We start from the raw sequence: 20,385 nt of genomic DNA, 5'->3' as shown, positions 1-20,385 counted from the left end.
CGAGAAGATCGTCTCGGTGTGCACGGAACCCGCCTACGCGATGACGCCGGGCTTTCACTGGTCGCCCGAATTCGAGGAACGCATCGACTGCCCCTCCGGGGACCTCTTGATCATGGACCGGGTCTGGATCCGGCCCGAGTGGCGCAGGTTCGGTATCGGTGCTTTGGCCGCGGCGGAGGCGATCCGGCGGCTGGCCGCCGGATGCTGCACGGTGGCGTGCGAGCCGGCGCCCACGGACGGCGATTTCGACGACGACGAGCCCGGATACCAGGCCGCCCAGGCCAAGATCGCGAAAGTGTGGGAGTCGGTCGGATTCAAAGCGTTCAACGACGGTGTCTACCTCCTCGACCCCCACTCCAGCACCCCGCCGACCGCCGCAACGCCTGGCAGAAGCACTTCGGCCGCCGGTAAGAACCCCCTGCCCGCCGTCTGGCATCAACGTACCGGGCGCAGGGGCCGGAGCCGGGGTGGGATGAGTGGCTGGATGCTGCCGACCAGGGCGGTGCCGGCGACGTGTGACGGCAGCCGGGCCTGCCCGCGGTCGACAGCGCCACGGGGGCCGGAAACAGCCCGTCCAAAGGCAGCTCCACAGCAGTCGCTATTGCCCCCCTCGACCGTGTGAGGCTGGGCGTTGCCGCGCGGGGGCGAGGGGTGAACCCACCCGGACAGACCGCTCTCCCCCGAATCGGAGCGACGCGGGCCGGATGACCGAGGTCCCCCGAACGCGTCCACGCCCCCGCTTGTATGGCCGTCCGCCCGATGCTCGCTCTGCTGCTGGTCACCGGGCGAGGAAGTCCGGCAGGCATCCTGCCCGCGGCGGGCGGGCAGGATGCGGTGTCAGAGGTCAGGCGGCCTGGGCTGCTGCGAGCTGAGCGCGGGTGTACGTGGTCGATCCGCTCTGAGCGTCCTGCGCAGCAGGTCGAGCAGCCCATCGGATGCCCTCGGCCCTCCTGGAACGACCGGCGGGGCGGGAGATGTCCTTGAGCAGGACATCGAGGAGTTCGGCAAGGTTGTGGCAGCCGGTTCCTCCGTAGCCCCAGCTCACCCCCCATCCCTCGTGTTCGGGCGCGAACCACAGCTGGCCGTCCTGCGTACGGATCCAACAGGCATGGCCGCTGACGGTGAGCGCGGCGAGAGGCGAGGTGGTGGGCAGGCGCTGCAGCGCGAAGGCGCTCGCCGGGTCCAGCAACTGCTCCCGGCCGTCGACGCGGCCGCGTACCAGGCCCTGGCGGACCAGGACGAAGCCGAACACGGGCGCCGGTCGCTTCTCGGTCCAGCCGCGGGGGGGGCCGCAGCTCACGTCGGCCAGCATCAGACCGTCCGTCCGCAGCACGGTGCGTCGTAACACGGGCATGGCCGCACCCTAGGGCTCCGGCCGGCAGTCGTCGTCCCTGATGCCGAGGCCCGGACGTCTCTACGGTCCGGCAGTCCATGAGATCCGGTGCGAGGTATGCATCAGAGTCGGCTTTGCAGGTCTTGCCCTGCACGTCACCACCGGCACGCGCCTCAGCTGGGCGACAGCCGTCCTCGAGGGCGCTCGTACGATCTGCGCAGCGCACCGTCGAGTCCCCTGGTGCCGGGTCGGCGCGCGCGGCGTGCGATGCTCCTCGTATGACTGACCGCGTTGAGTCGGCATTGACCAAGTCGGCTGAGGGCGGCTTCGGCGGTGCGGCCGATGACTTTGCTTTCTCCTCCAGCCCTCACATGCCCGGCCAACCGGGGAGGGCCGGAGATCTGCTGGAGCCGACTTTTCCGGTGCCCGCCGTCCAGGAGGTGCTTGACGGCCTTCCGGGATCGGTGATCTTCCTCATGCCACTTCGTGGAGCGGATGGTGAGGTGGCAGATTTCCGGATCGCGGCAGCGGCTCCCGACGCAGTGGACATCGGCGCCCGCAGGGGCAAGGAGCTGATCGGGCTGAGTGTCCGGGACACCTATCCGACGGTGGCCGGCACAGAATTGTGGCAGGGATACCTCCAGGCTCTGGATACCGGCGCCTGCTACCGCGGTGAGCCCTTCGAGTACGAGGAAGTCGTCGCCGGCATTCCACGCCTGTCCCGCTTTGCCGTCCAGGCTTCAGCCTGCCAGGGCGGGCTGATCGTCTCCTGGGTGCGCCTGGACAGCAGCGAGCGGGAGAAGCGCCGTCTTGCGGTGATGCAGCGCCTGGGTGGCATGGGGTGGACCGACTGGGATCTTGCCCGGCAGAAGACCACCTGGTCGGAGGAGGCGTACGCCGTCTTCGGCAGGAATCGGTCTCTCGGTCCGATGACTCTGGAGGAGTTGCCCGCTTCTGCCGTCACGGAGGACGTCCCTGCTTTGAGCAGGATCGTTCAGCGTGTCCTCGCCAATGGTGATCCGATCGACCACACCTTCCGCATCGGCAGCCCTGCCGGGGAGGTACGGCACGTGCGGATCGTCGCGGAAGCCGAGGTGGACGTGGAGGGCACCCCGGTGGAGGTGCACGGCTTCCTGCAGGACCTGACCGCTGAGAAGCGAGCCGAACAGCAGTTGCTGGAGCACGAGCGGGCCGTCCAGGCGCAGCGGAGCCTGCTGGAGGCCGAGCGTGCCGTCGCTGCCCGGCTCCAACACGCTCTGCTGCCTTTGACGGAGCAGTCCCTGCGGCTGGGCGGTCTGACCGTGGACCTCGCCTACCAGCCTCTGCAGGACGGGCTCAGCGTCGGAGGTGACTGGTACAGCGCGGTCGAGCTGCCCGACGGCAGCGTGCTGCTCGTCGTCGGTGACGTGGCCGGTCACGGTCTCAACGCCGTGGCCACCATGGCCCAGCTGCGCTTCGCCGCAAAGGGCATGGCGATCACCGGTATGCCCCTGGCCATGATCTTGGACCGGCTCAATACTCTCCTGTTGCACAGCACCGAGCGTTCCAGCACAGCCACCATGATCATGGCTCGCTACGAGCCCGCCGCCTCACTGCTCACGTGGGTGCAGGCCGGCCACCTGCCCCCGTTGCTCCTGCGCCAAGGGCAAGCCCAATACCTCTCGAAACCCGAAGGCATCCTGCTGGGGGCGGTGCCGGATCAGTGCTATGCGGCATCCACCATCCACCTCCAGTCCGGCGACCAGCTGCTGCTCTACACGGACGGCCTGGTCGAGAAGCCGGGCGAAGACCTCGGCGACGGCCTCGCCCGCCTGGCCCGCTCCGCAGCAGCGTGCGGCGACTCCCCCAGTCCTCTGCACGACATCCTCGACCTTCTCGTCGAACCGGACGCCCGCCGCGACGACATGTGCATCCTGCACATCAGCCTCTGAACACATCGCGGCTCCCGACCGGCGTGCCTGGTGCTGTGGCCGGAAAGGTCTGCCTGGTCGCGGCGTCCGGTGCGGTGCATCGCAAGGCGGAGGGCCGAAGCTCGTACTGGACGTACGTGGGCGGTCCGACAACGCGGCGAGGTGCGGGGCCGGGCGTCACGACCCGGTGAACCCTTCCGGGCACAGCACCAGGCAGACCCATGGCCAACTCGTCTCTTTCGGATCTTGCCTGACCCGCGTCACGCGGAAAGATCCGAAAGAGACGACCTATCCGCGTAGTCCGGTTGGGCCCGGGGCCGGGAACCCGGACTCCTGCGTGGTCCGCCGTGCACAGTGCCGGACGACCGAGGCCAGGTCTCCCTCAGAGCCGAGCAGGGCCCGCTGGACGCGCGCTCCGTTGCCGCGCTCCAGGAGGCCCGCAATGCCGGCCCGTACGAACTCCTCGTCACCGGCGTCGGCCAGAGCGTCGCCGACGTGCCGGTAAAGCGTCTCGACGGCGGCCACGGGCGCCGTCTCCCGCATCGTCTCGGGGTGCAGCAGCGGGCCGTCGAGACCCGAGCGGCCGGCCTGCCAGGAGGCGAGCCGGAGCAGTCCCGTACTCACCCGTGGCGCGGGCTCGCCGGCCTTCCAGGACCTCGCCGCGGTCTCCACCAGGCCCCGTACGAGAGCGGCCAGCAGGACCGGCGTCGACGCGTCGAGGCAAACGTCCGCCACCCTGACCTCCACCGTGGGGTAGGAGGCGGAGAGCCGTGCGTCGAACCAGATCATGCCCTTGTCGCGCAGAACGCCCGAGTCCACCATGGCCTGCACCTCGGCGTGGTAGCGGTCTGCGGAACCGAAGACGTCCACGGGGCCGGCGGCGGGCAGCCTGTTCCACACCCGGCTGCGGTAGCTTCCGTACCGCGTGTCCTCTCCCTGCCAGAAGGGGGAGTTCGCGCTCATGGCGGTCAGCAGGGCGAGCCAGGGGCGGATGCGGTCCAGTACGGCGACGCCCTCCTCGTCCGACTCCACCGACACGTGGACGTGGCAGCCGCAGGTCAGCTGCTCCTGCGCGGTCATACCGAACTGCCGCGCCACCCAGTCGTAGCGGTGGCCCGGGGAGATGGACGGCCAGACGGCCAGCGGGGAGGTGCCGAGCGCCGCCACGACCGCGCCGGCCGTCGCCGCGTGCTTGGCGGCCTCCGCGCGCCACCGGACGATCTCCTCGTGGAGCTCGCCCATCTGCGTCACCGGCTTCGTGGCGAACTCCACCTGCTGCTCCTGGAGCTCCGCCTCGAAGGTGTGGCTCGGCTCCTTTCCGTCCTCCGCGGCCTGGTCCGGGTCAGGGTCCGCTCCGGCCCGGTCGGCCTCGGCGAGCACGGCTCCCGCCACGGCTCGCGGCTCCCCGGTCTCCGCGTCCACCAGCAGCAGTTCTTCCTCCACGCCCACGCTTCGCATGCAGCCGCCCATCGCCTCGTCGTGCTGTTCACAGGTCGGTCACCGCCTGCCCCTGCCCACCGCCCGTTATGCGGATCACACCCTCGGACCGGGATCCCCAGCAGACCAGGCGGGAGCACCGCCGCCGACGAGGCGCGACGCCCGGGGCTCCGGTGGGACGCACGAGGCTTCAACCGCATTCGCCTCGTCGGCCTGCTCCAGCAGTGCCCACGGCAGGCGGGTGGTGCGCGTGGAAGGGCGTGTCGGAGGCCACCGGTCCGGGGGACGGCAGGACGGACGTCATCGGGTGCGGCGGTGCCGCAGGCGCAGTGACGAACGCAGGACCGTGCGGGCCGCGTTCGCGCCCGGTGCGCCATGCTCTCGCCCACCACCGCCCAGCAGTGGGCCGCCCGCTACGGGGACTCCGGCGAGGCTGGCACGGCCGACCGTTCCTCCCGCCGGCACGACGCGCTCACAGCAGCCGGGAGGCCATCCCCCTGCGGGCGCCAGACGTAGATGTCACCGATGAGGTCCGCGGCGTTGTCGTCTGTGGCTGAACCCGGCGTAGGCGCTGTTGCTGGTAGTCCGCGGTGCCCTCGACGCCCCACCCGATCATGTGTTTGCGAGCCCGTTCACAGCCAGCCGCAGCGCTGCGCCTGGAGGCCCATCTGGAAGCGGTTCTCGGCGCCCAGGCGGGCCATCAGGATCTGGAGCCGGCGGAAGAACGTGCGACGGCTGACGCCGAGTTCACGGGCGATGACCTCGTCACTCGCGCCTCCGGCGAGGAGGCGGAGCAGTTGACGGTCGGCTGGTGGCAGGCCCGCCGGGCGGGTGGCGCGGCCGTGCAGGGGCAGGGCTGCCTGCCAGGTCTGTTCGAACAGGGCGATCAGTGCGGAGAGCAGGCCGCACGGCTGTACCACGAGCATCGTGTTGTGCACGTCCGCCTCTCTGATCGACAGGGACACCAGCGCGTACGCCTCGTCGATGATCACCAGCTTGACCGGCACCGACGACGCCACCCTGGCCTGCTCGCCGGCCTCGATGCACGGTTCGATGGCCGTCTCCAGCTGCCCTGGCATCTCCAGAGACGCCTTCGAGTAGACGACCCGCTGCCTGACGCCGCGGGCGAGTGTCTCCAGTGCGTCGTCGGTGGCGCCGGTCAGCGGGAAGTACGGCGGCGAGTCCAGCTGCCGGATCTCCTTGCGGGCACTGGCCCACGCGTGGCGCATCCGCGGGCCTATGGCGTCACCCGTCACCACCTCGACGAGGTTGTCGTTGTAGGCCGCGAGCCGCTGGCGTCGGAACGACTCGAACGCACCGCCCACGGTGATACGCGACTCCTCCAGCTCCGCCGCCCGGTGCCGGGCGAGGATCTCCAGGCCCGCAGTGGGCGGCACCGGCGCCACCACGTCCGCGCCCTCACCGGCGGAGCTCGCCAGCCCCACATCGACCAACTCGCCGTAGGCCGCGTCGAGCCTGGCGCCCTCCAGTCCGGCTGCCGCCCCGATCGCGCCGAGCGGGGCGGGGGCCAGTTCCAGGAGTGCCAGGTACAGGCGGCCCGCCGCCGGATCGATCCCCAGCAACCGGAGGGCCTCGCCCACCTTCGTATTCGCCATGCACGCATTATCGACCCCCGCGGGGCAGGAGTGGCCGATCGATGCCACTGGCACGACCGGTCCACCTCGGCGCGCCATCCCGCAGTACCGTCCGGGAGTCGCCGAGGCCTCGCGCGGCGGTCGAACTCATCCGGAAGAAGGTGCACGACGTGGCGAAGGGTCGGAAGAACGGCCTCTACTCGGGGATCTCCGAAGAACTGTCCGCTCTGATGAAGACGGGCTGGGCGGACACCGAGCAGCGCGACCTCCCGCTCGACGAGCAGGCTCCGTACGCGGCTCGCCGCCGCGCCGCGCTCTCGGCGCGCTTCCCCGGCGAGCGGCTGGTGATCCCCTCCGGCAACCTCAAGACCCGCTCGAACGACGACACCTACCCGTTCCGCCCGTACTCCGGCTACGTCCACATGACCGGGGACCAAGCACGCGACGGCGCACTCGTCCTTGAGCCCCGCCCGGACGGCGGCCACGACGCGTACTGCTACCGGCTGCCGCGGGACGGCCGGGACACGGACGAGTTCTGGCTCGGCTACACCGCCGAGCTGTGGATGGGCCGGCGGGCCTCCCTCGCCGAGTCCGAGCGCCGGCTCGGACTGTCCTGCCGCGACGTCCGTACCGCGGCGAGCGAACTGGCCGCCGCCCCTGACGCACCCACCCGCATCGTCCGGGGCATCGACCCGGTACTGGAGGCCGCCGTCACCACCGACGCGGAGCGCGACGCCGCGCTCGAGGAGGTTCTGAGCGAGCTCCGCCTCGTCAAGGACGTGTGGGAAATCGGCGAGATGCGCAAGGCGGTGGGCTCCACCGTCAGCGGTTTCACCGACTGCGTGAGCGAGCTCTCGCGGGCGGTCGCGTCCTCTGAGCGGTGGATCGAAGGCACCTTCTTCCGCCGCGCACGGCTGGAGGGCCACTCCGTCGGCTACGGCTCGATCTGCGCCGCGGGCGACCACGCCACGATCATGCACTGGACGGACAACGACGGGCCGGTACGTCCCGGTGACCTGCTCCTGCTCGACGCCGGCGTGGAGACGAACTCGCTCTACACCGCCGACGTCACCCGCACCCTGCCGATCAGCGGCTCGTTCACCCCTGTGCAGCGCACGGTGTACGACGCGGTGTACGAGGCCCAGGAGGCGGGCATGGCCGCCGTGAAGCCGGGGGCCGCGTACCGCGAATTCCACGTGGCGGCGCAGCGGTTCCTGACGGAGAAGCTGGTCGAGTGGGGCTTCATCGAGGGCCCGGCGGACCGTGCGTACGAACTCGGTTTGCAGCGCCGCTTCACCATGGCCGGCACCGGCCACATGCTCGGCCTGGACGTCCACGACTGCGCCCAAGCCCGCAACGAGGAGTACGTCGACGGCGTGCTGGAGCCGGGTATGGTGCTCACCGTGGAGCCGGGTCTGTACTTCCAGCCGGACGATCTCACCGTGCCGGAGGAATGGCGCGGCATCGGAGTCCGGATCGAGGACGATCTGCTGGTGACGGCCGACGGCCACGAGAACCTGTCGGCGGGTCTGCCGCGCTCGTCGGACGAGGTCGAGGCCTGGATGTCCCGGGTCGCGGGCTGACGGGCCGGCACCGTCCGGGCACCGAGGGGCCGGGAGGTCGGCCTTTGCAGCTTGCCCGAGGGGGGGACACGGTCACGGAGGAGATCCGCGGCGCGCCGGTCGCAGCCGTCACCGCGTGCCCGGCGCGCACCTCGATGCCGGCCTCGGCGGCCCGGTCCGCCCACGGACCCGGCTCGGTCCTGGCGTCCACGACCGCCGCGACGTCCACGCCGGCCGCGGCCAGGTCCAGTCCGGCCGTGTAGGCGCTGTCGTTGGCGGTGAACACGACCCCGCGGCGGCCCGGGACGACTTCGAACCGGTTGACGTACGTACGGGCGGCTCGGGCTGGTCGTCGGCGAGGATGACCCGCGCCCCGCTGCGGGCGGCGGCCGTGGCTGCGGCGAGACCGGCCGGGCCCGCGCCGACAACCAGCAGGTCGCGGGTCGCGGTGGGCGTGCACGGCGTCGTAGCGGGCGGGGTCCGGTGCGGTGGCGAGGCATTCCCGCCCCGGCAGGCTGCTCGCGACGAGCCCGTCGTACAGCTCGACGGTCGTCGGGGCGAGCTTCGGTTCGGGAAACGTCCGGGCATCTCGACGCAGGAGCGGGGAAGTCGGCGGTGTCCAGCAGCTGGTCCCGCTCCGCGGCGTCCCACCGCCAGGCCCCACCGCAGCTTCGTGGCGGTCCACTCGGCGCCGTACCGGCATAGCGCGTACGCTTCGCGCCTCTCTGCGGTCCACGAACTGGCACCAGCTGGTGGGGAGCGTCATTCGAACCGCGTTGCATGCCGATCGCGCTGTGCGGTTTGAGAGCGCGCTGCCGGCGCTGGTGGGCCAACGCCCGGAGCACCTGCCCCGGTCGCCGGCTGTCCGACTTGCGGCGCCACGCCGTTGGCGGAGAACGGGTACCCGCTCGACGCCGTCCCCTAGCCGATGGTGGCGTACTGCCGGGCCGGGCTGGGCGCCAACCGCGCCCGCCTTCCCGCCGCCGTGCACTTTCAGCAGCCGGGCGACACCGTCGAACACACCCCGAACGGCCCCGACCGCACCCGACTCCTGCCTGGGCCGCCGACCGATGCAGTCGAGCTTCCCCACCAGCTTGGCGTGTTCGCCGAGAAGGCCGTGGGCCGGATCGTGGCGGCGGCGGAGGTGTCCTGGGTGCGCACCGGCAGCCGGGTGTGGTGGCTCACGGGGGCCGGTGGCGGCACCTGGTACCTCAAGCGACACCGCGGGCGGACGTGCCACGAGCGGGAAGTCACCGCGCACGAGTCGTGGGTGCCGGCGCTCGGCCGGCAGACTCCCCGTCTCGTTGCGGCCGATGACCAGCGGAAACTGGCCCAGCCCCGCGCCGTAATGGGGTGGACAGGCCCCTCGGCCTGGGCGAGTATCGCAGCGATGAACAACGAACTCCTCCCCACCGTCAAGCAGGTCCGCTTCGTCGAACTCAACGCGAAGGCGCTGCGGGCGCTGGCCAACGGCGACCTCGCCGGCGGCAGCGCCGAGGCCGGCATAGCCCTCCACGAACACTTCGTGTCCGACCGGGCCCGCATGATCTTCGACTACCGTGCGAAGCAGATCACCGAGGACCCGTCCGCAGCCCCCTGGACCACGCGGGCCGCAGTGTCCGAGCCGGACGGCACCGTCGTCGGCGACTCCGGCTTCCACGGCCCGCCCAGCGAGGCGGGCGTCCTCGAGGTCGGCTACACCGTCGTTCCCGAGTACCGCCGCCAGGGCTACGCCCGCGCCATGTTGAAGGCGCTACTGGAGCGCGCGGCCGCCGAACCCGGCGTGACGACCGTCCGCGCCACCGTCGCCGCCGACAACATCGCTTCCCTCGCCACCGTCGCCTGCTTCGACTTCCAGCGTGTCGGCGAACGCGGCAACGAACGCGATGGCATCGCGTACGTCTTCGAGCGTCCGGCGAAGCCCGACCAGCAGGCCGAGTAGCCATACGGCCCTCGGTGCCAGGGGCCTCCCCAGGTGGGCGAGGCGGTCGCGACCTCCGAACGATGCCGGGCGGCAGCCCTGTCGGTGACGATCGACCCGTAGGCGCTCACACCCCGAGGCAGGCAGCTCCCAGCGCAGGCGGACTGCCTGGAAGAGCAGCCAGGAGAGCTGCTCTTGCGACGCTCGAACGAACAGGCCGCGTCGCGTCGGTTCCAGGACGGCATCGTGAGGGGCAAGGTCTTCGCCCACGAGATCGCTGTGAGGCCCTGGTGGCGCCGTGAGTGAGTCCCCCTGATCTGCCTGCTCTGCACGACGCCGGCCGTGCCGCAGCACGCCACCGCTGATGGTCATGGTCATGCCCGCCGACATGACTGACCCCGATCCCGCCAAGGAAGTCGTCTTCCGTCTGCGGCTCATGCACCCCGAGATCACCATCGTCTGGGCCGACTCCGCCTGCACTGGCCAGCTCGACCGTCACCCATACGATGACGCCTTGCGAGCCCAGAGCGCAGTGATCGGCTCCGGCGCCCACGGCACACGCGCATGAGGACTGCGGTGAGTCTGTCTTGCCGCAACTGGAGTCCATGGCGGAGAACAGCGGCCACCGAGGGCTCGCTATCACCTGCTGGCGGCGCACAGGTGGTCCCACCCATGACCGCCTCCGCCGGAGCAGACTCGCTCGGTCGTAATCAGATCCCACATTCCAGCGAGGCGAAGGCATCGGCGCTGCGGCTGACACCGATGCCGAGCACGTGGGCCATACGGGCACCGGCCCTATAGGCCAATGCCAGCCCGCTCTCCGACAGCGTCGAGCGGAGCCGTTCCGTCCGCTGTCCGTGACGGCGTGTCAGCGCAGGTGGGTGCTCGGCGAAGGTCCGCAGCGGGCTGCGCTGCGGGCGTGGGGGTTCGGCGGGTCAAGAGGTGGGGGAGGGTGGACGCCGCCAGGTAGAGGGTGCCGATCAGGGCCCAGCCCACGTGCGCGAGGGAGGACAGGGCCAGGGTCACCGCGAGTGGGCCGCAGGCGCGGACGAGCTGGGTGCCCAGGCTCCAGATCCCCTGGTACTCGCCGGGCCGGGCCGGGTCGGCCAGCTCGTACGACAGGCCCCAGGAACCGGCCGACTGGAGCAGCTCGGTGAAGGTCAGCAGGACGACCGCGCCGAGGAGTACCACCACCGACCAGGCCGGGCCCAGCAGGCCCGAGGCTGCGAAGAGGGCGGAGGCGGCCAGGAGGCAGTAGCCGCCTTTGCGCAGGGCGCGGGCCGCGGAGCCGACGTCGGTGACACCGCGCCCCACCCGGATCTGGAGGCCGATCGCCACCAGGACGTTGGTGAACAGCAGCACGGACGTCGTCCAGGCGGGTGCGCCGGTGTGGCCGGTGACCCACAGCGGCATGCCGATCTCCAGCAACTCCATGTGCATGATGAGCAGTCCGTTGAGGAGCGACAGCGCCACGTACGGGCGGTCGCGCAGGACTCCCGCCCGGCCGCGGACGGTGGCGGGCTTCGGGGCGCAGGGGCCTGCGCCGGGGACGGGGCCTCGGGTTTCCGGCAGGCGGGTCGCGATCAAGGCGACGACGAGCACGCTGACCGCGCCGGCGCCGATCAGCGCCCGGAAGGCGGACGGGCTGTCCACGGCGAGGGCCAGGCCGAGGGCTGGGGTGCTCAGGGTCGCCCCGATGTTGCGCACGACGCGGTTGAAGGCGAGCGTCCCAACCCGGTTCTCGGGCGTGGTGATGGTGGCGAGGTAGGCCTGGCGGACGGGGCCTACGCCGCTTTCGGCGAGGCCTGAGAGGCAGGCGATGACGAGGAAGACCGGTAAGGAGCCGACCAGTTGGTATCCCCCGAGGACCAGGGCGCGGAGCAGACTGAGTCCGATCAGGAGACGGCGGTGTCCGAGGCGGTCCCCGAGCCGGCCCGCCGGAAGTGCCGCGGCGAGACCGGCGAGGGTGGCGGCCGACAGGCCGGTGCCGACCTGGACGGCGTCCAGCCCCACGACCTTGGTGAAGAAGAGGACGCCGCCGGCCAGCATGATGCCGGGCACGAGGGAGTCGAAGAACGTCAGGGTGGCGTAGACCCGCAAGGGGCCTCGGGGAGGCAGGATCATGAGAACAACTGAAGTCCGGGAGGCGTTGCCGCTGTTAGCTTTTTAGGGCCGGGCTAAAACGAGGGGTGTTCAGGGGTGCGCTGGTGATCGAGATCGTGCTCGGTGTGGACGACCTCGCGAGCATCCGGTTCGCCGTCTCGCCGCTCCAGGAGACCTGCCACAGCCTGTGGGCGCTGCGTGATCCCGGTGACTTCCCGCTGCACCTGCGCTGGCTGCGCCGGGTCAGGGGCCTGTTGCCCCAGCTGGACGGGGAGATCCTCGGTGCTCTGGTCAGTGAGCGGCGCTGGCTGCCCGACTTCATCACGCCGCGGCCGCAGGCGCGGATGGTGGAGATGACGCAGGAGCTCCAGGCCGTACGGGCGACCGATCCGGGCACGGTGCGGCGCGACCTCGACGCCGCATACCGCGGACAGTCGATGCCGGAAGTGCTCCACGGGGACGCGCAGGCGCTGCGGGACCGTATCGCGGATGCCTTGGAGGCGTATTGGCGAGCCGCGCTGGAGCCGTACTGGCCGCGGATGCGCGGCGTGCTGGAGGCTGACATCCTGCACCGGGCGCAACTGCTCGCCGACGGCGGGGCGGCGGCGCTCTTCGCCGGACTGCACCCCAATGTGCGGTGGGAGTCGGGGGTGCTGCGGCTACACCCGATGGGCACGGACGGCCGGGTACAGACAGGCACCGGGCTGACGCTGTGCCCCACGCTGTTCGGGAGGAAGGCGACGGCGCCGATCGGGGACGTGCCGCGGGTCGACTATCCGGCGCGCGGGGTCGCCACGCTGTGGGAGGCGGTCCAGCCGCCGCCCGCCGGGGCACTGGCTGCGCTGCTGGGGCGGCCGAAGGCCGCGCTGCTCGCCGCATTGGACACGCCGGAGTCCACGGGGACGCTGGCACGGGTGCTGGGAGTGACGCCGGGGGCCGTGTCGCAGCATCTGGGGGTGCTGGCGGCATCCGGTCTGGTGACGCGGGCGCGGGCCGGCCGGCACGTGCTGTACGCCCGCAGCGAGCTCGGCGACCGGCTCGCCGGGCGCACGGACTGACCGGGCGAGGGCGACGGGCACGGCTACTACGACCACGGCGACGGCGACCGTTCACCGCTGCCAGTAGGCGGCCGCTGCTGCCGGCGCAGCCACGCGGTCAGGGCTGCTGGAGGCGGGACGACACAGGCCGACCGCCTCGCCGCTCGCCCTCCCGGTCACCTCGAACACCGTGTCCCCTGCCTTGAACCGGCGGACCGTCACGGGTGGCCCGCCTTCGCGCAGGGCTTGCGGCGTCCCACTTCGCCCTCCCGAGCAGGTGCTGCATGCCGTCCGGGGTCGTGTCCCCGGCCCACTCGGCGATGGTCCAGCAGTTCATGCGCGGCAGGTCCGACAACAGGCCGAGTACCAACTTCCGGGCCCGGCATCGGGATTCGACCTGTGTGAAGCGTCCCGCTATCCGGCCCATCAGGCCCTCGAACGCCTCCTGCCAGCGGGCGGGTTTACGCTGTAACCTGCGGCCACCGCATGATCGTTTGTCTTTCACACACCGATGATCAACGGTGGCCGCACCCGTCTCCACACCGCGTCAGGTCGCGCAGCGTCAGCCTGCCGTCCTGTGTATCGGAGGGCTTGTGCAACGTGGCGAAGTCTGGTGGGTCCAGTTCGACGAGCGGAGGTTGGTCGTACTGCTGTCAGGAGACGACGCGTCCGGGTTCCAGGTGATGCAGGTCGTCGCTCCGGCGGGCCTCGACATCAGCGGTCTGGGCATCGAAGTGACGGTCGGCGCCGGTGAAGGGCTGCCGCTCGAAGGCGTGCTGCGGCTTGCGTTCCCGCGTCCAGGCTTCACCCCGTGCACGTGGCTGACCACCGTGTCCCGGGACGACCTGATAGAGCGGGCGGCCGCCCTGTCCTCCAGGAAGCTCAGCGAGATCGACGATGCCCTCCGACTCGCTGAACAAGCACAGGAGCGGACCCCGGCAACGACCGCGAAGCTCAGCGAGATAAGGGACGCCCTCCGGCGCGGTGAACTCGGGTAGACGGAGAAGGAGCCGACGTCCGCGACGGCATGGGCGATCTCGGGCGAGATGATCCACGCTGGACACCTGCCGCCTCGACGCCCCTCACCATCGAGATCACGATCTACGGCTGGAGCACTAACGCCCGAGCCCACCCACATCGCCCGCGCGGTGCGGGAGCCGCACCACCGCATTCCCGTGCCAGGGCTCCGGCCCCGGCAAGTACGTCCTCAGCGCGGTCTTCGGAGTCCTGCGCGGCGCAGAAGGAGGAGTCGTCACCGAGGACGACGGGCTGTGCGAGCGGCTGGTCGCCCAGCGCTTAGCGCTCGCCGAAGCCTGACAGTCCTCACGTGCACCTGCGGGGGTGGCATGCCGGCCTGCGCGCGGCCCACACGGCTCCGTCCAAGGAGAGAGGCCATCGGGTGCAGTCGCCCGGCATTTGCCGGCTGGCCCCTCCACAGGTACACACCGCCTGCAGCGGGTCACGCCGCGTCCGCTCACGAAACGGCCTTTTGGCAGTCATCGACCGGTCAGGTGTGAGCGACGGGGCTTGGCCGGCCGGTCAGATGTGTGCGGCTCCGACGGTGAAGCGGCATCTTCGGATTGCCAGCGACAGCAGGGGTTTGTGACCGTCAAGGAATGCCAGGGGGCCATCGGAAGCGAACGCGAGGCGCGCCGTGGTGAGGGAGGGCGAGCCGATGAGGTTCAGGGGCACCAGGCAGGTCTCGCCCTGGCGTTGTTGGGCGAGGTGGGCGGTGAGGGTGGGATGTCCGGGGATGCGTGCGGCCTGCCGGTAGGAGCCCTGCGCGCAGTCGTACGCCGAGCGCTCCGCTCTGCTCAACGTCGAGCGGGTCGCGCAAGCGGAGGCTCTATTGTCCGCCCCCTGTTTTGTCGCCGCAGAATGTCTTTGCCGCGAGGGCGGCGCCGTTGTCGTAGCCGCTCTGCCAGTTGGGGTCGGTTTGACCCAGGCCGTTCGGCTGCTTGGCGGCGCAGTTGTCCTTGATCGCCTGGAATCCGCTCTTGAATCCCTTGTCGTATTCGGTGTTCGTGGAGTCGGTGCCGGGCTGCTTCGCAGTGAGGTCGGTGCACGGGAACGTCCCGGCCTGCCCTTCTTGCCCAGTCCAGCCTTCGCGGGACTCACTGGCGTTAATGTTGTGCCAGTAGCTCCCGTCTGCGGAAGGGTGCCCGCTGTCCTTGAGTACGCCGTCCCTTCGGAATTCCACAGCTGTACCGGTCAGTCCCTCCGCGACGAGCGTTACGTACCCATTCGGTCTCATCACAATTTCGCAGTGCGGAGCCGAAACCGCGTGGGGTGCCGATGTCGGCGAGGCCGCCCAGACTGTGGGGGCCGCCCCTGCGATGCCAGCAGCGATCACTGCGACCGAGCAGACCGTGCGCGAGGTGTTCAGCAGCAGACCACGTCGACAGATCATCTTCTTCACCTCCGAAAGCACGACCACGCGCAGGGCACCCATTCCCCCTCGGTGCCCCGGTGGGGCACGACGAAAGTGCGAGAGCCAGGCCGGATGAACGAGTCCATGCCGAAACGGTCAGTGAGCGTAGTGCGCCCTCGCCGTTACTCGACATGTCAGCGTGGCAAGCGCCTGTCGCCAGCGCTGCCGGAGAACGGCCAGATACTGTCACCTCGACGGGCCCGCCGAGCAACCCCACGACGATCTCGCGCACTCCGCGCGTCAACGCATCAGCGGGGAAAGTCCACCAGTTCCAAAGGGAACATACGCAAACCCCTTCCCGGCGGAATGCTGGATACTCCTACGGTTCTACGGTGGCACACGACGGGTCACGCCGCGCGGCAGGAAGCCCGCGCCAACGAGTTCCCCACCGATGAGAACGGCCTGTGGCATCAGGGAGCCGGGCTGACGGTGTTCGCGAAGTTGAAGTCCAAGACCGGTTACTTCGGATCCCGCGCCCAGCAAACCATGCTCAACTTCCGCGTCCGCAACCTGGATGCGATGCTCGCGCACCCGCGCGCCAAGGGAGCAGACGTTGGCCAAGGAAACGCAGAACATGGAGGGAGTCGGTCGATTCAAGCGCGTTCGGCGACCGGCGGTGGCTTGACCCGCGTTACGACTGGCCCTGGTGCCTTGTCTTTGATCTGTTTCAGCCACTGCCTCGAGCGGCACTCGCTGCCGCTGGACCGGCGGGCGTGTCCCGATAGGGGCCATCGCGAGAGGCACCGTCACAGTCCTGACCGCCCTGACCGATCCAGCGATGGCCGCCCCGCTTCCCATGGCTGTAGGAGACAGGTGACCGTGACCAGGATGACCCCGCCCGCCCCGCTGGACCAAGAGACCTCCGACATCGTGCTGGGTGTTGATACCCACAGGGACATCCATGTCGCCGCCGTGGTCACGGCCGCAGGCGCCTTCATCGAGAGCCGGAGCTTTCCGACGACCGCCGAGGGCTACGAGCATTTACTGCACTGGGCCCGGGCATTGGGCCACCTCAACCGGGCCGGGGTGGAGTGCACGGGCTCATACTGCGCCGCACTGAGCCGGTATCTCCTCAGTCAGGGCATCACCGTCTTCGAGGTGAACCAGCCCGACAAGGCCACCCGTCGGCGCCGCGGCAAGAGCGACATCATCGACGCCGAGGCCGCAGCCCGCGCAGTGATCACCGGCCGGGCGACCGCGACCGCGAGGGCCGGCGACGGACCCGTGGAGATGCTCAGGCTGTTCAAGATGGCCAGGGCCTCCGCAACCAAGTCCCGGGCTCAGGCAATCAACCAGCGCAAGGCTGTCCTCGTGGCCACCGACCCCGACCTCTGCCAGTCCATGGCCGGTCTGAGCAACCCCAAACTGATACGCGCCTGCGCCGGCCTCGACGGCTCGGCAGTCGGAGCGGCCGGGGCAGCAGCCCACACGCTCCGGCTCCTGGCCTGCTATGGCGTCGGCCCCGACACTGCCGCGACGCTCCTGATCGCAGCGGGCGACAACCCGGAACGACTCCACAGCGAGGCATCGTTCGCAGCCCTCTGCGGTGTCAGCCCAGTCGAAGCCACCTCCGCGAAAACCCAGCGTCGGCGCCTCAACCGCGGCGGAGACCGCCAAGCCAACTCCGCCCCCTACACCATCGTGCTGGCCCACCTCCGATGGGACACCCGCACCCGCGGCTACATCGACAGGCGCGTCTGCGAAGGCGAGACCCGACGCGAAGCACTCCGCTGCCTCAAACGCTACGTCGCACGCGAGATCCACCGGCTCATCACGCACACCACCACCCACGTCCCGGCGGCTTGACATCCATAGGGGCGTCAAGCGCGGCTACGTCTATCTCGGCACCGCGACAGGGGCAGCCCTCACCATCTGGCTACGAACTTGATCGCCCGGACAAGTCCAGTAGCAAGCCGCATGTCATCTGATTTCCCATTCGCGGCTTGTGCCGTTGAAACGGACCCGCGTATTGCTTCGGTTCGTTGGCTGGGTGTAGTGGGCGGCTCCGTCGATATTGGCACTGTTGCCATCGATTGTGACGGTGAACGCACCGTTACCCTTGATCTCATGCGTCTCACCATCGAACGGGATTCTCTCAGGCGGGGAATTGGGCAGCTTCACGACTATTCCCGAAGTCGTTACGGTGACGAACCGCTGGTCGGCCGTGATCGTCACATCCCTAGCCGTCGTGACAGATGGGCCGTTCGCGGCGTAGAGCGTTTCAAATTCGGGAGTGGCGAAAGAGACGTCTGCAGCACCAACCGTGCCATTCCGAGGCGTGTACGTCACCTTCCTCTCGCCCTTGTCGATTCCCGTGATCTTCTTCGTCTCTCCGCCATCAAGCCTTTCAACTGATATGTACTGCCCAACAGCTAGATTGTTGGGCAAAATGACAAAGACGAGGGTTCCTGGATTGTCGACCTGCCCCTGGCCCAGCGCTGGGGTCGTGAAGAGCGTGCCTGCGGCGACACACCGGCGCGCGAAGCGCTTTCCCCCCCTTTTTGGGTCTACCTCCCACGCGGCGTTCTCGCCTTTCGGATTAGCCTCCCACACGGTGTCGCCGACCTCATAGGTAAGCGGCGTGTTGGTGCGTTGCACCGCTGGCAGCCCCCGCGACGCAGTGATCCGAACCTGCGCGTTTCCACCAATCCCGGGAATTTCCGCAGGGGCCAGACCTAGATAGATCCCGTTACTGAACCATGGAGCCGGAGACCGAACGTTCCCGAGTATCGTCGGAAAACGCATGTACTCACGTAGGCCGGTGTTGTCGTTCTCCCAGATCAACCACGGCTGGGCGTTGCCGCCGTACCTGAGTTCCGACGTCTCGATGTAGTCCTTTTCATGCTCACCAGGGGGGCCCAGAATCTCGAAAGACAGGAAAGACATCCTCTTTCGATTGAACTTTTCGCCGAGCCGGGACCTGACGCTCCTGTCGTTGTTTTCCCTGCGGTTCACGTATTCAAATGGCCATCTTGACGCCTCGCCGTGTACAATTTCGAAAACCGGGCTGGTCTCTGGGGACGCTCCTTTCGTCAGATTACTTCCGATGACTGTTGGCATTCCCTCGAAAGAGCAGTTCAGCTGCCCTTCATTGTAACAATGGAAAAATGTAGCGAGACAGCCGACGCCCACGGTCTGGTAGTTGTACACTCCGTTCGAAGTTGCGTGGCAGAAGGCGTAGGCCGTACCGCCAGCCCCTGCCTGATCGAAGAAACCCACCTCGCGGTTGCCCTGAGCATTGCACAGCAGCACGCGACAGGCGCCGCACTGCGAACCTTCGAGATGGAAACCGTGATGATTGTTCAGGGTGAAACAGTTCCAGAAGCTCGAAAGCATCGGCGTGCCCGTCGGGTTCACCGGCGAACCGACCCAGCCGAATAGATGGAACCCGTTCCCGCCGAAATTTTCGACCGTGACACACTCCGCGTCGAAAGTTACAGTCGAAAAGATCCCGTGCCCACTTGTCGTTGTGCGATCGAGGCACGAGATGGAGAAGTTCCTCAGCTTAGTCCGCTCGGCGCTCTGCGCCGGTCCGCCCGGGTCCGCCGGAAATGCAGATTTGAGACGGATACCGTCAATGTTCTTGGGAAAGAGCAGCCACGTGCCCGGGTTGCTTCGGCTGCCGACTTTAGAGGCATGCAGGTCAGCTCGTGCATCGCCGACCCCTTCGAGGTGTACCGTCTGCGCGATGGTGAGCGTCTGGCCGATGTAGAACCAGCCTTTCGCGACGAGTTTACGGACAGCGTTCTGATCGGCCCGCATAGCGGCAAGAGCTGCTACGAAGGCATCGTAGTTGTCCGTGTAGAAGGCGGCGTCCGTCACCGGTGTCTCGTCAGGGAAGTCAATGGCAGGGCTTATGATCACTTTGTTGGGAGTCACATCAACGATTGTTCTCGTACCGGCGATTCCCGCGATAGCGATCTTCTGCCCAATGGACAGCTGCACTGCGGAATTTACCCTGAGTACATCCGGAGAACTGGGCAGAATTGTTCCGGTGCGCCCTGCCCCCCAATCGGCCACCGCCCCATAGGATTCCACGTCGTAATAGTTTGCCATCACCGGTTCCTTCTTACCTCATTCGCCCGAAGGTCAGGAAAACTGCGCTACGCGTTTACCCCGACACGGAAGCGGATGATTGGCGTCTCGGTGGATGTTCACATTCGCCGACTGTTCCAATTTACCCTTGGCCACAGTGCTTGTCGTCCTGGGTGTCGGATGGTCGAACAGGGCATGGAATGCCTGTAAATTCGCAGGTCGGCGCGTCGTGCGCCCTCCATCAACTAAGGCCTGACCTCACGGCCTTTCTAGGCACTCGCAACCGGCACCTCGTCAGATCGCCCCCGCCCCTGGCTACATCGATGAGATATGCCTCAAGCGATTGCATGATCGGCCGGACAGGTCCTAGCCGCGCGGACGCCCGCCCCGGCCCCGGCGGAACCGCACGACAACCCGCACGGCCTCGATCGCGACCTGCGCCGCGTCCGACCAGTCCGGCGCCCCCACGCAGACCAAGGCCAGCACCGCCTATACCGCGAGCCCTCCGACCGCCCTACCCGCCAACCGGCGCCCCAGCGGCACCCGGCGGCGCGAGGCCGACTCCCGACGAGGCACGGCCTGCCCCGCCCGGACTCCTCACGCATCGACTCCCCAAAACGCGGATCACACCTCCGGCCGGAGATGGGATCCGCACTCTGGAACACGGAGGGATTGGGCACGCAGGTCCGATAACTGCAGTCGACATCGCGGCCGATACCCATGCCGACTACCTCCTCGGCGATGCCAACGGCGGTGCCACCGTCTACGGCTGGAACGGCGGCGACAAAGCCGGCGCCAACGGCTGGACCAACATCGGCAAGGTCGCGTACGGCGGCGTCTGATCTCCTCGGCGTCATCGCCTTCCGCCGCGTCGCCGCCCGGGCTCACCGCGCCCGGGCGGCGGCGCGGCTTCAGGGCCGCGCTGCGCCCCTGCTCCGCCCGGTCCGCATCGGGCGGCTGGAAGGCCGACGAGGCCCTGCTCGCGCAGTGCCTGGGGACAGGGGCGATCCCCGAGACCGAG

General features: G+C 68.9%; 15 protein-coding genes and 3 pseudogenes. 9 read left to right on the top strand and 9 right to left on the bottom strand.

Going from position 1 to position 20,385, the window contains the following annotated elements:
* Positions 1-16 precede the first annotated feature (16 nt).
* Positions 17-622, top strand: a complete 606-nt coding sequence (locus ACIBAD_RS31425) for a hypothetical protein (RefSeq protein ID WP_398910059.1) — start codon at positions 17-19, stop codon at positions 620-622.
* Positions 623-844: 222 nt separating this feature from the next.
* Here the strand turns inward: ACIBAD_RS31425 and ACIBAD_RS31420 are convergent, their stop codons facing one another.
* Positions 845-1,354, bottom strand: coding sequence for a hypothetical protein (locus ACIBAD_RS31420; protein ID WP_398910057.1), 510 nt, complete (start codon positions 1,352-1,354; stop codon positions 845-847).
* A gap of 257 nt (positions 1,355-1,611) precedes the next feature.
* On the opposite strand from ACIBAD_RS31420, the gene ACIBAD_RS31415 reads away from it, so the two are divergent.
* Complete coding sequence (locus ACIBAD_RS31415; protein WP_398910055.1) at positions 1,612-3,264, top strand: PP2C family protein-serine/threonine phosphatase; 1,653 nt, start codon at positions 1,612-1,614, stop codon at positions 3,262-3,264.
* A 267-nt stretch (positions 3,265-3,531) separates the two neighbouring features.
* On the opposite strand, the gene ACIBAD_RS31410 is transcribed toward ACIBAD_RS31415, so the two are convergent.
* A complete protein-coding gene (locus ACIBAD_RS31410) occupies positions 3,532-4,701 on the bottom strand; it encodes a glutamate--cysteine ligase (RefSeq protein WP_398910053.1) in 1,170 nt (389 codons plus the stop codon).
* A 611-nt stretch (positions 4,702-5,312) separates the two neighbouring features.
* Positions 5,313-6,296: a helix-turn-helix transcriptional regulator gene (locus tag ACIBAD_RS31405; protein WP_134068534.1), complete on the bottom strand. Its 984-nt coding sequence runs from the start codon at positions 6,294-6,296 to the stop codon at positions 5,313-5,315.
* Positions 6,297-6,445: 149 nt separating this feature from the next.
* Here ACIBAD_RS31405 and ACIBAD_RS31400 point away from each other — a divergent pair, with 149 nt between their 5' ends.
* Positions 6,446-7,858 carry an aminopeptidase P family protein gene (locus ACIBAD_RS31400; RefSeq protein ID WP_398910050.1) on the top strand — a complete coding sequence of 471 codons (1,413 nt, stop codon included), beginning with the start codon at positions 6,446-6,448 and terminating at the stop codon, positions 7,856-7,858.
* Positions 7,859-7,966: 108 nt separating this feature from the next.
* Here the strand turns inward: ACIBAD_RS31400 and ACIBAD_RS31395 are convergent, their stop codons facing one another.
* Positions 7,967-8,425 (bottom strand): FAD-dependent oxidoreductase, encoded by a 459-nt coding sequence (locus ACIBAD_RS31395; protein ID WP_398910048.1) that lies wholly within the window; start codon positions 8,423-8,425, stop codon positions 7,967-7,969.
* A 340-nt stretch (positions 8,426-8,765) separates the two neighbouring features.
* Between ACIBAD_RS31395 and ACIBAD_RS31390 the strand changes: the two genes are divergently transcribed.
* Together ACIBAD_RS31390 and ACIBAD_RS31385 are read left to right on the top strand one after the other, a co-directional pair.
* Positions 8,766-9,779: a GNAT family N-acetyltransferase gene (locus ACIBAD_RS31390; RefSeq protein ID WP_398910046.1), complete on the top strand. Its 1,014-nt coding sequence runs from the start codon at positions 8,766-8,768 to the stop codon at positions 9,777-9,779.
* A gap of 337 nt (positions 9,780-10,116) precedes the next feature.
* A pseudogene (locus tag ACIBAD_RS31385) lies at positions 10,117-10,248 on the top strand (IS5/IS1182 family transposase); the annotation flags it as partial.
* Positions 10,249-10,553: 305 nt separating this feature from the next.
* Here ACIBAD_RS31385 and ACIBAD_RS31380 read toward each other — a convergent pair.
* Positions 10,554-11,882 carry an MFS transporter gene (locus ACIBAD_RS31380; RefSeq protein ID WP_134068536.1) on the bottom strand — a complete coding sequence of 443 codons (1,329 nt, stop codon included), beginning with the start codon at positions 11,880-11,882 and terminating at the stop codon, positions 10,554-10,556.
* An 83-nt stretch (positions 11,883-11,965) separates the two neighbouring features.
* On the opposite strand from ACIBAD_RS31380, the gene ACIBAD_RS31375 reads away from it, so the two are divergent.
* Complete coding sequence (locus tag ACIBAD_RS31375; protein WP_398910043.1) at positions 11,966-12,919, top strand: helix-turn-helix domain-containing protein; 954 nt, start codon at positions 11,966-11,968, stop codon at positions 12,917-12,919.
* 229 nt (positions 12,920-13,148) lie between these two features.
* Here ACIBAD_RS31375 and ACIBAD_RS31370 read toward each other — a convergent pair.
* A pseudogene (locus tag ACIBAD_RS31370) lies at positions 13,149-13,325 on the bottom strand (IS701 family transposase); the annotation flags it as partial.
* A 166-nt stretch (positions 13,326-13,491) separates the two neighbouring features.
* Here ACIBAD_RS31370 and ACIBAD_RS31365 point away from each other — a divergent pair.
* Positions 13,492-13,896, top strand: coding sequence for a type II toxin-antitoxin system PemK/MazF family toxin (locus tag ACIBAD_RS31365; RefSeq protein ID WP_398910041.1), 405 nt, complete (start codon positions 13,492-13,494; stop codon positions 13,894-13,896).
* A 541-nt stretch (positions 13,897-14,437) separates the two neighbouring features.
* Here the strand turns inward: ACIBAD_RS31365 and ACIBAD_RS31360 are convergent.
* The gene (locus ACIBAD_RS31360) at positions 14,438-14,716 is read right to left on the bottom strand and encodes a hypothetical protein (RefSeq protein WP_134068539.1); all 279 of its coding nucleotides are present in this window, start codon (positions 14,714-14,716) and stop codon (positions 14,438-14,440) included.
* A 28-nt stretch (positions 14,717-14,744) separates the two neighbouring features.
* The gene (locus ACIBAD_RS31355; protein WP_398910039.1) at positions 14,745-15,317 is read right to left on the bottom strand and encodes a hypothetical protein; all 573 of its coding nucleotides are present in this window, start codon (positions 15,315-15,317) and stop codon (positions 14,745-14,747) included.
* 402 nt (positions 15,318-15,719) lie between these two features.
* On the opposite strand from ACIBAD_RS31355, the pseudogene ACIBAD_RS31350 reads away from it, so the two are divergent.
* Both ACIBAD_RS31350 and ACIBAD_RS31345 read left to right on the top strand, forming a co-directional pair.
* A pseudogene (locus ACIBAD_RS31350) lies at positions 15,720-15,954 on the top strand (VOC family protein); the annotation flags it as partial.
* Between the two features lie 203 nt (positions 15,955-16,157).
* Complete coding sequence (locus ACIBAD_RS31345; RefSeq protein WP_134074161.1) at positions 16,158-17,135, top strand: transposase; 978 nt, start codon at positions 16,158-16,160, stop codon at positions 17,133-17,135.
* 114 nt (positions 17,136-17,249) lie between these two features.
* Here the strand turns inward: ACIBAD_RS31345 and ACIBAD_RS31340 are convergent, their stop codons facing one another.
* A complete protein-coding gene (locus tag ACIBAD_RS31340; RefSeq protein ID WP_398910037.1) occupies positions 17,250-19,385 on the bottom strand; it encodes a hypothetical protein in 2,136 nt (711 codons plus the stop codon).
* Positions 19,386-20,385: the final 1,000 nt, after the last annotated feature.

The organism is Streptomyces sp. NPDC051109, from assembly GCF_044455885.1.
Classification (GTDB): Bacteria; Actinomycetota; Actinomycetes; order Streptomycetales; family Streptomycetaceae; genus Streptomyces.
The sequence above is the reverse complement of the archived record's forward strand: the minus strand, read 5'-3'. Positions and strand labels throughout refer to the sequence as shown.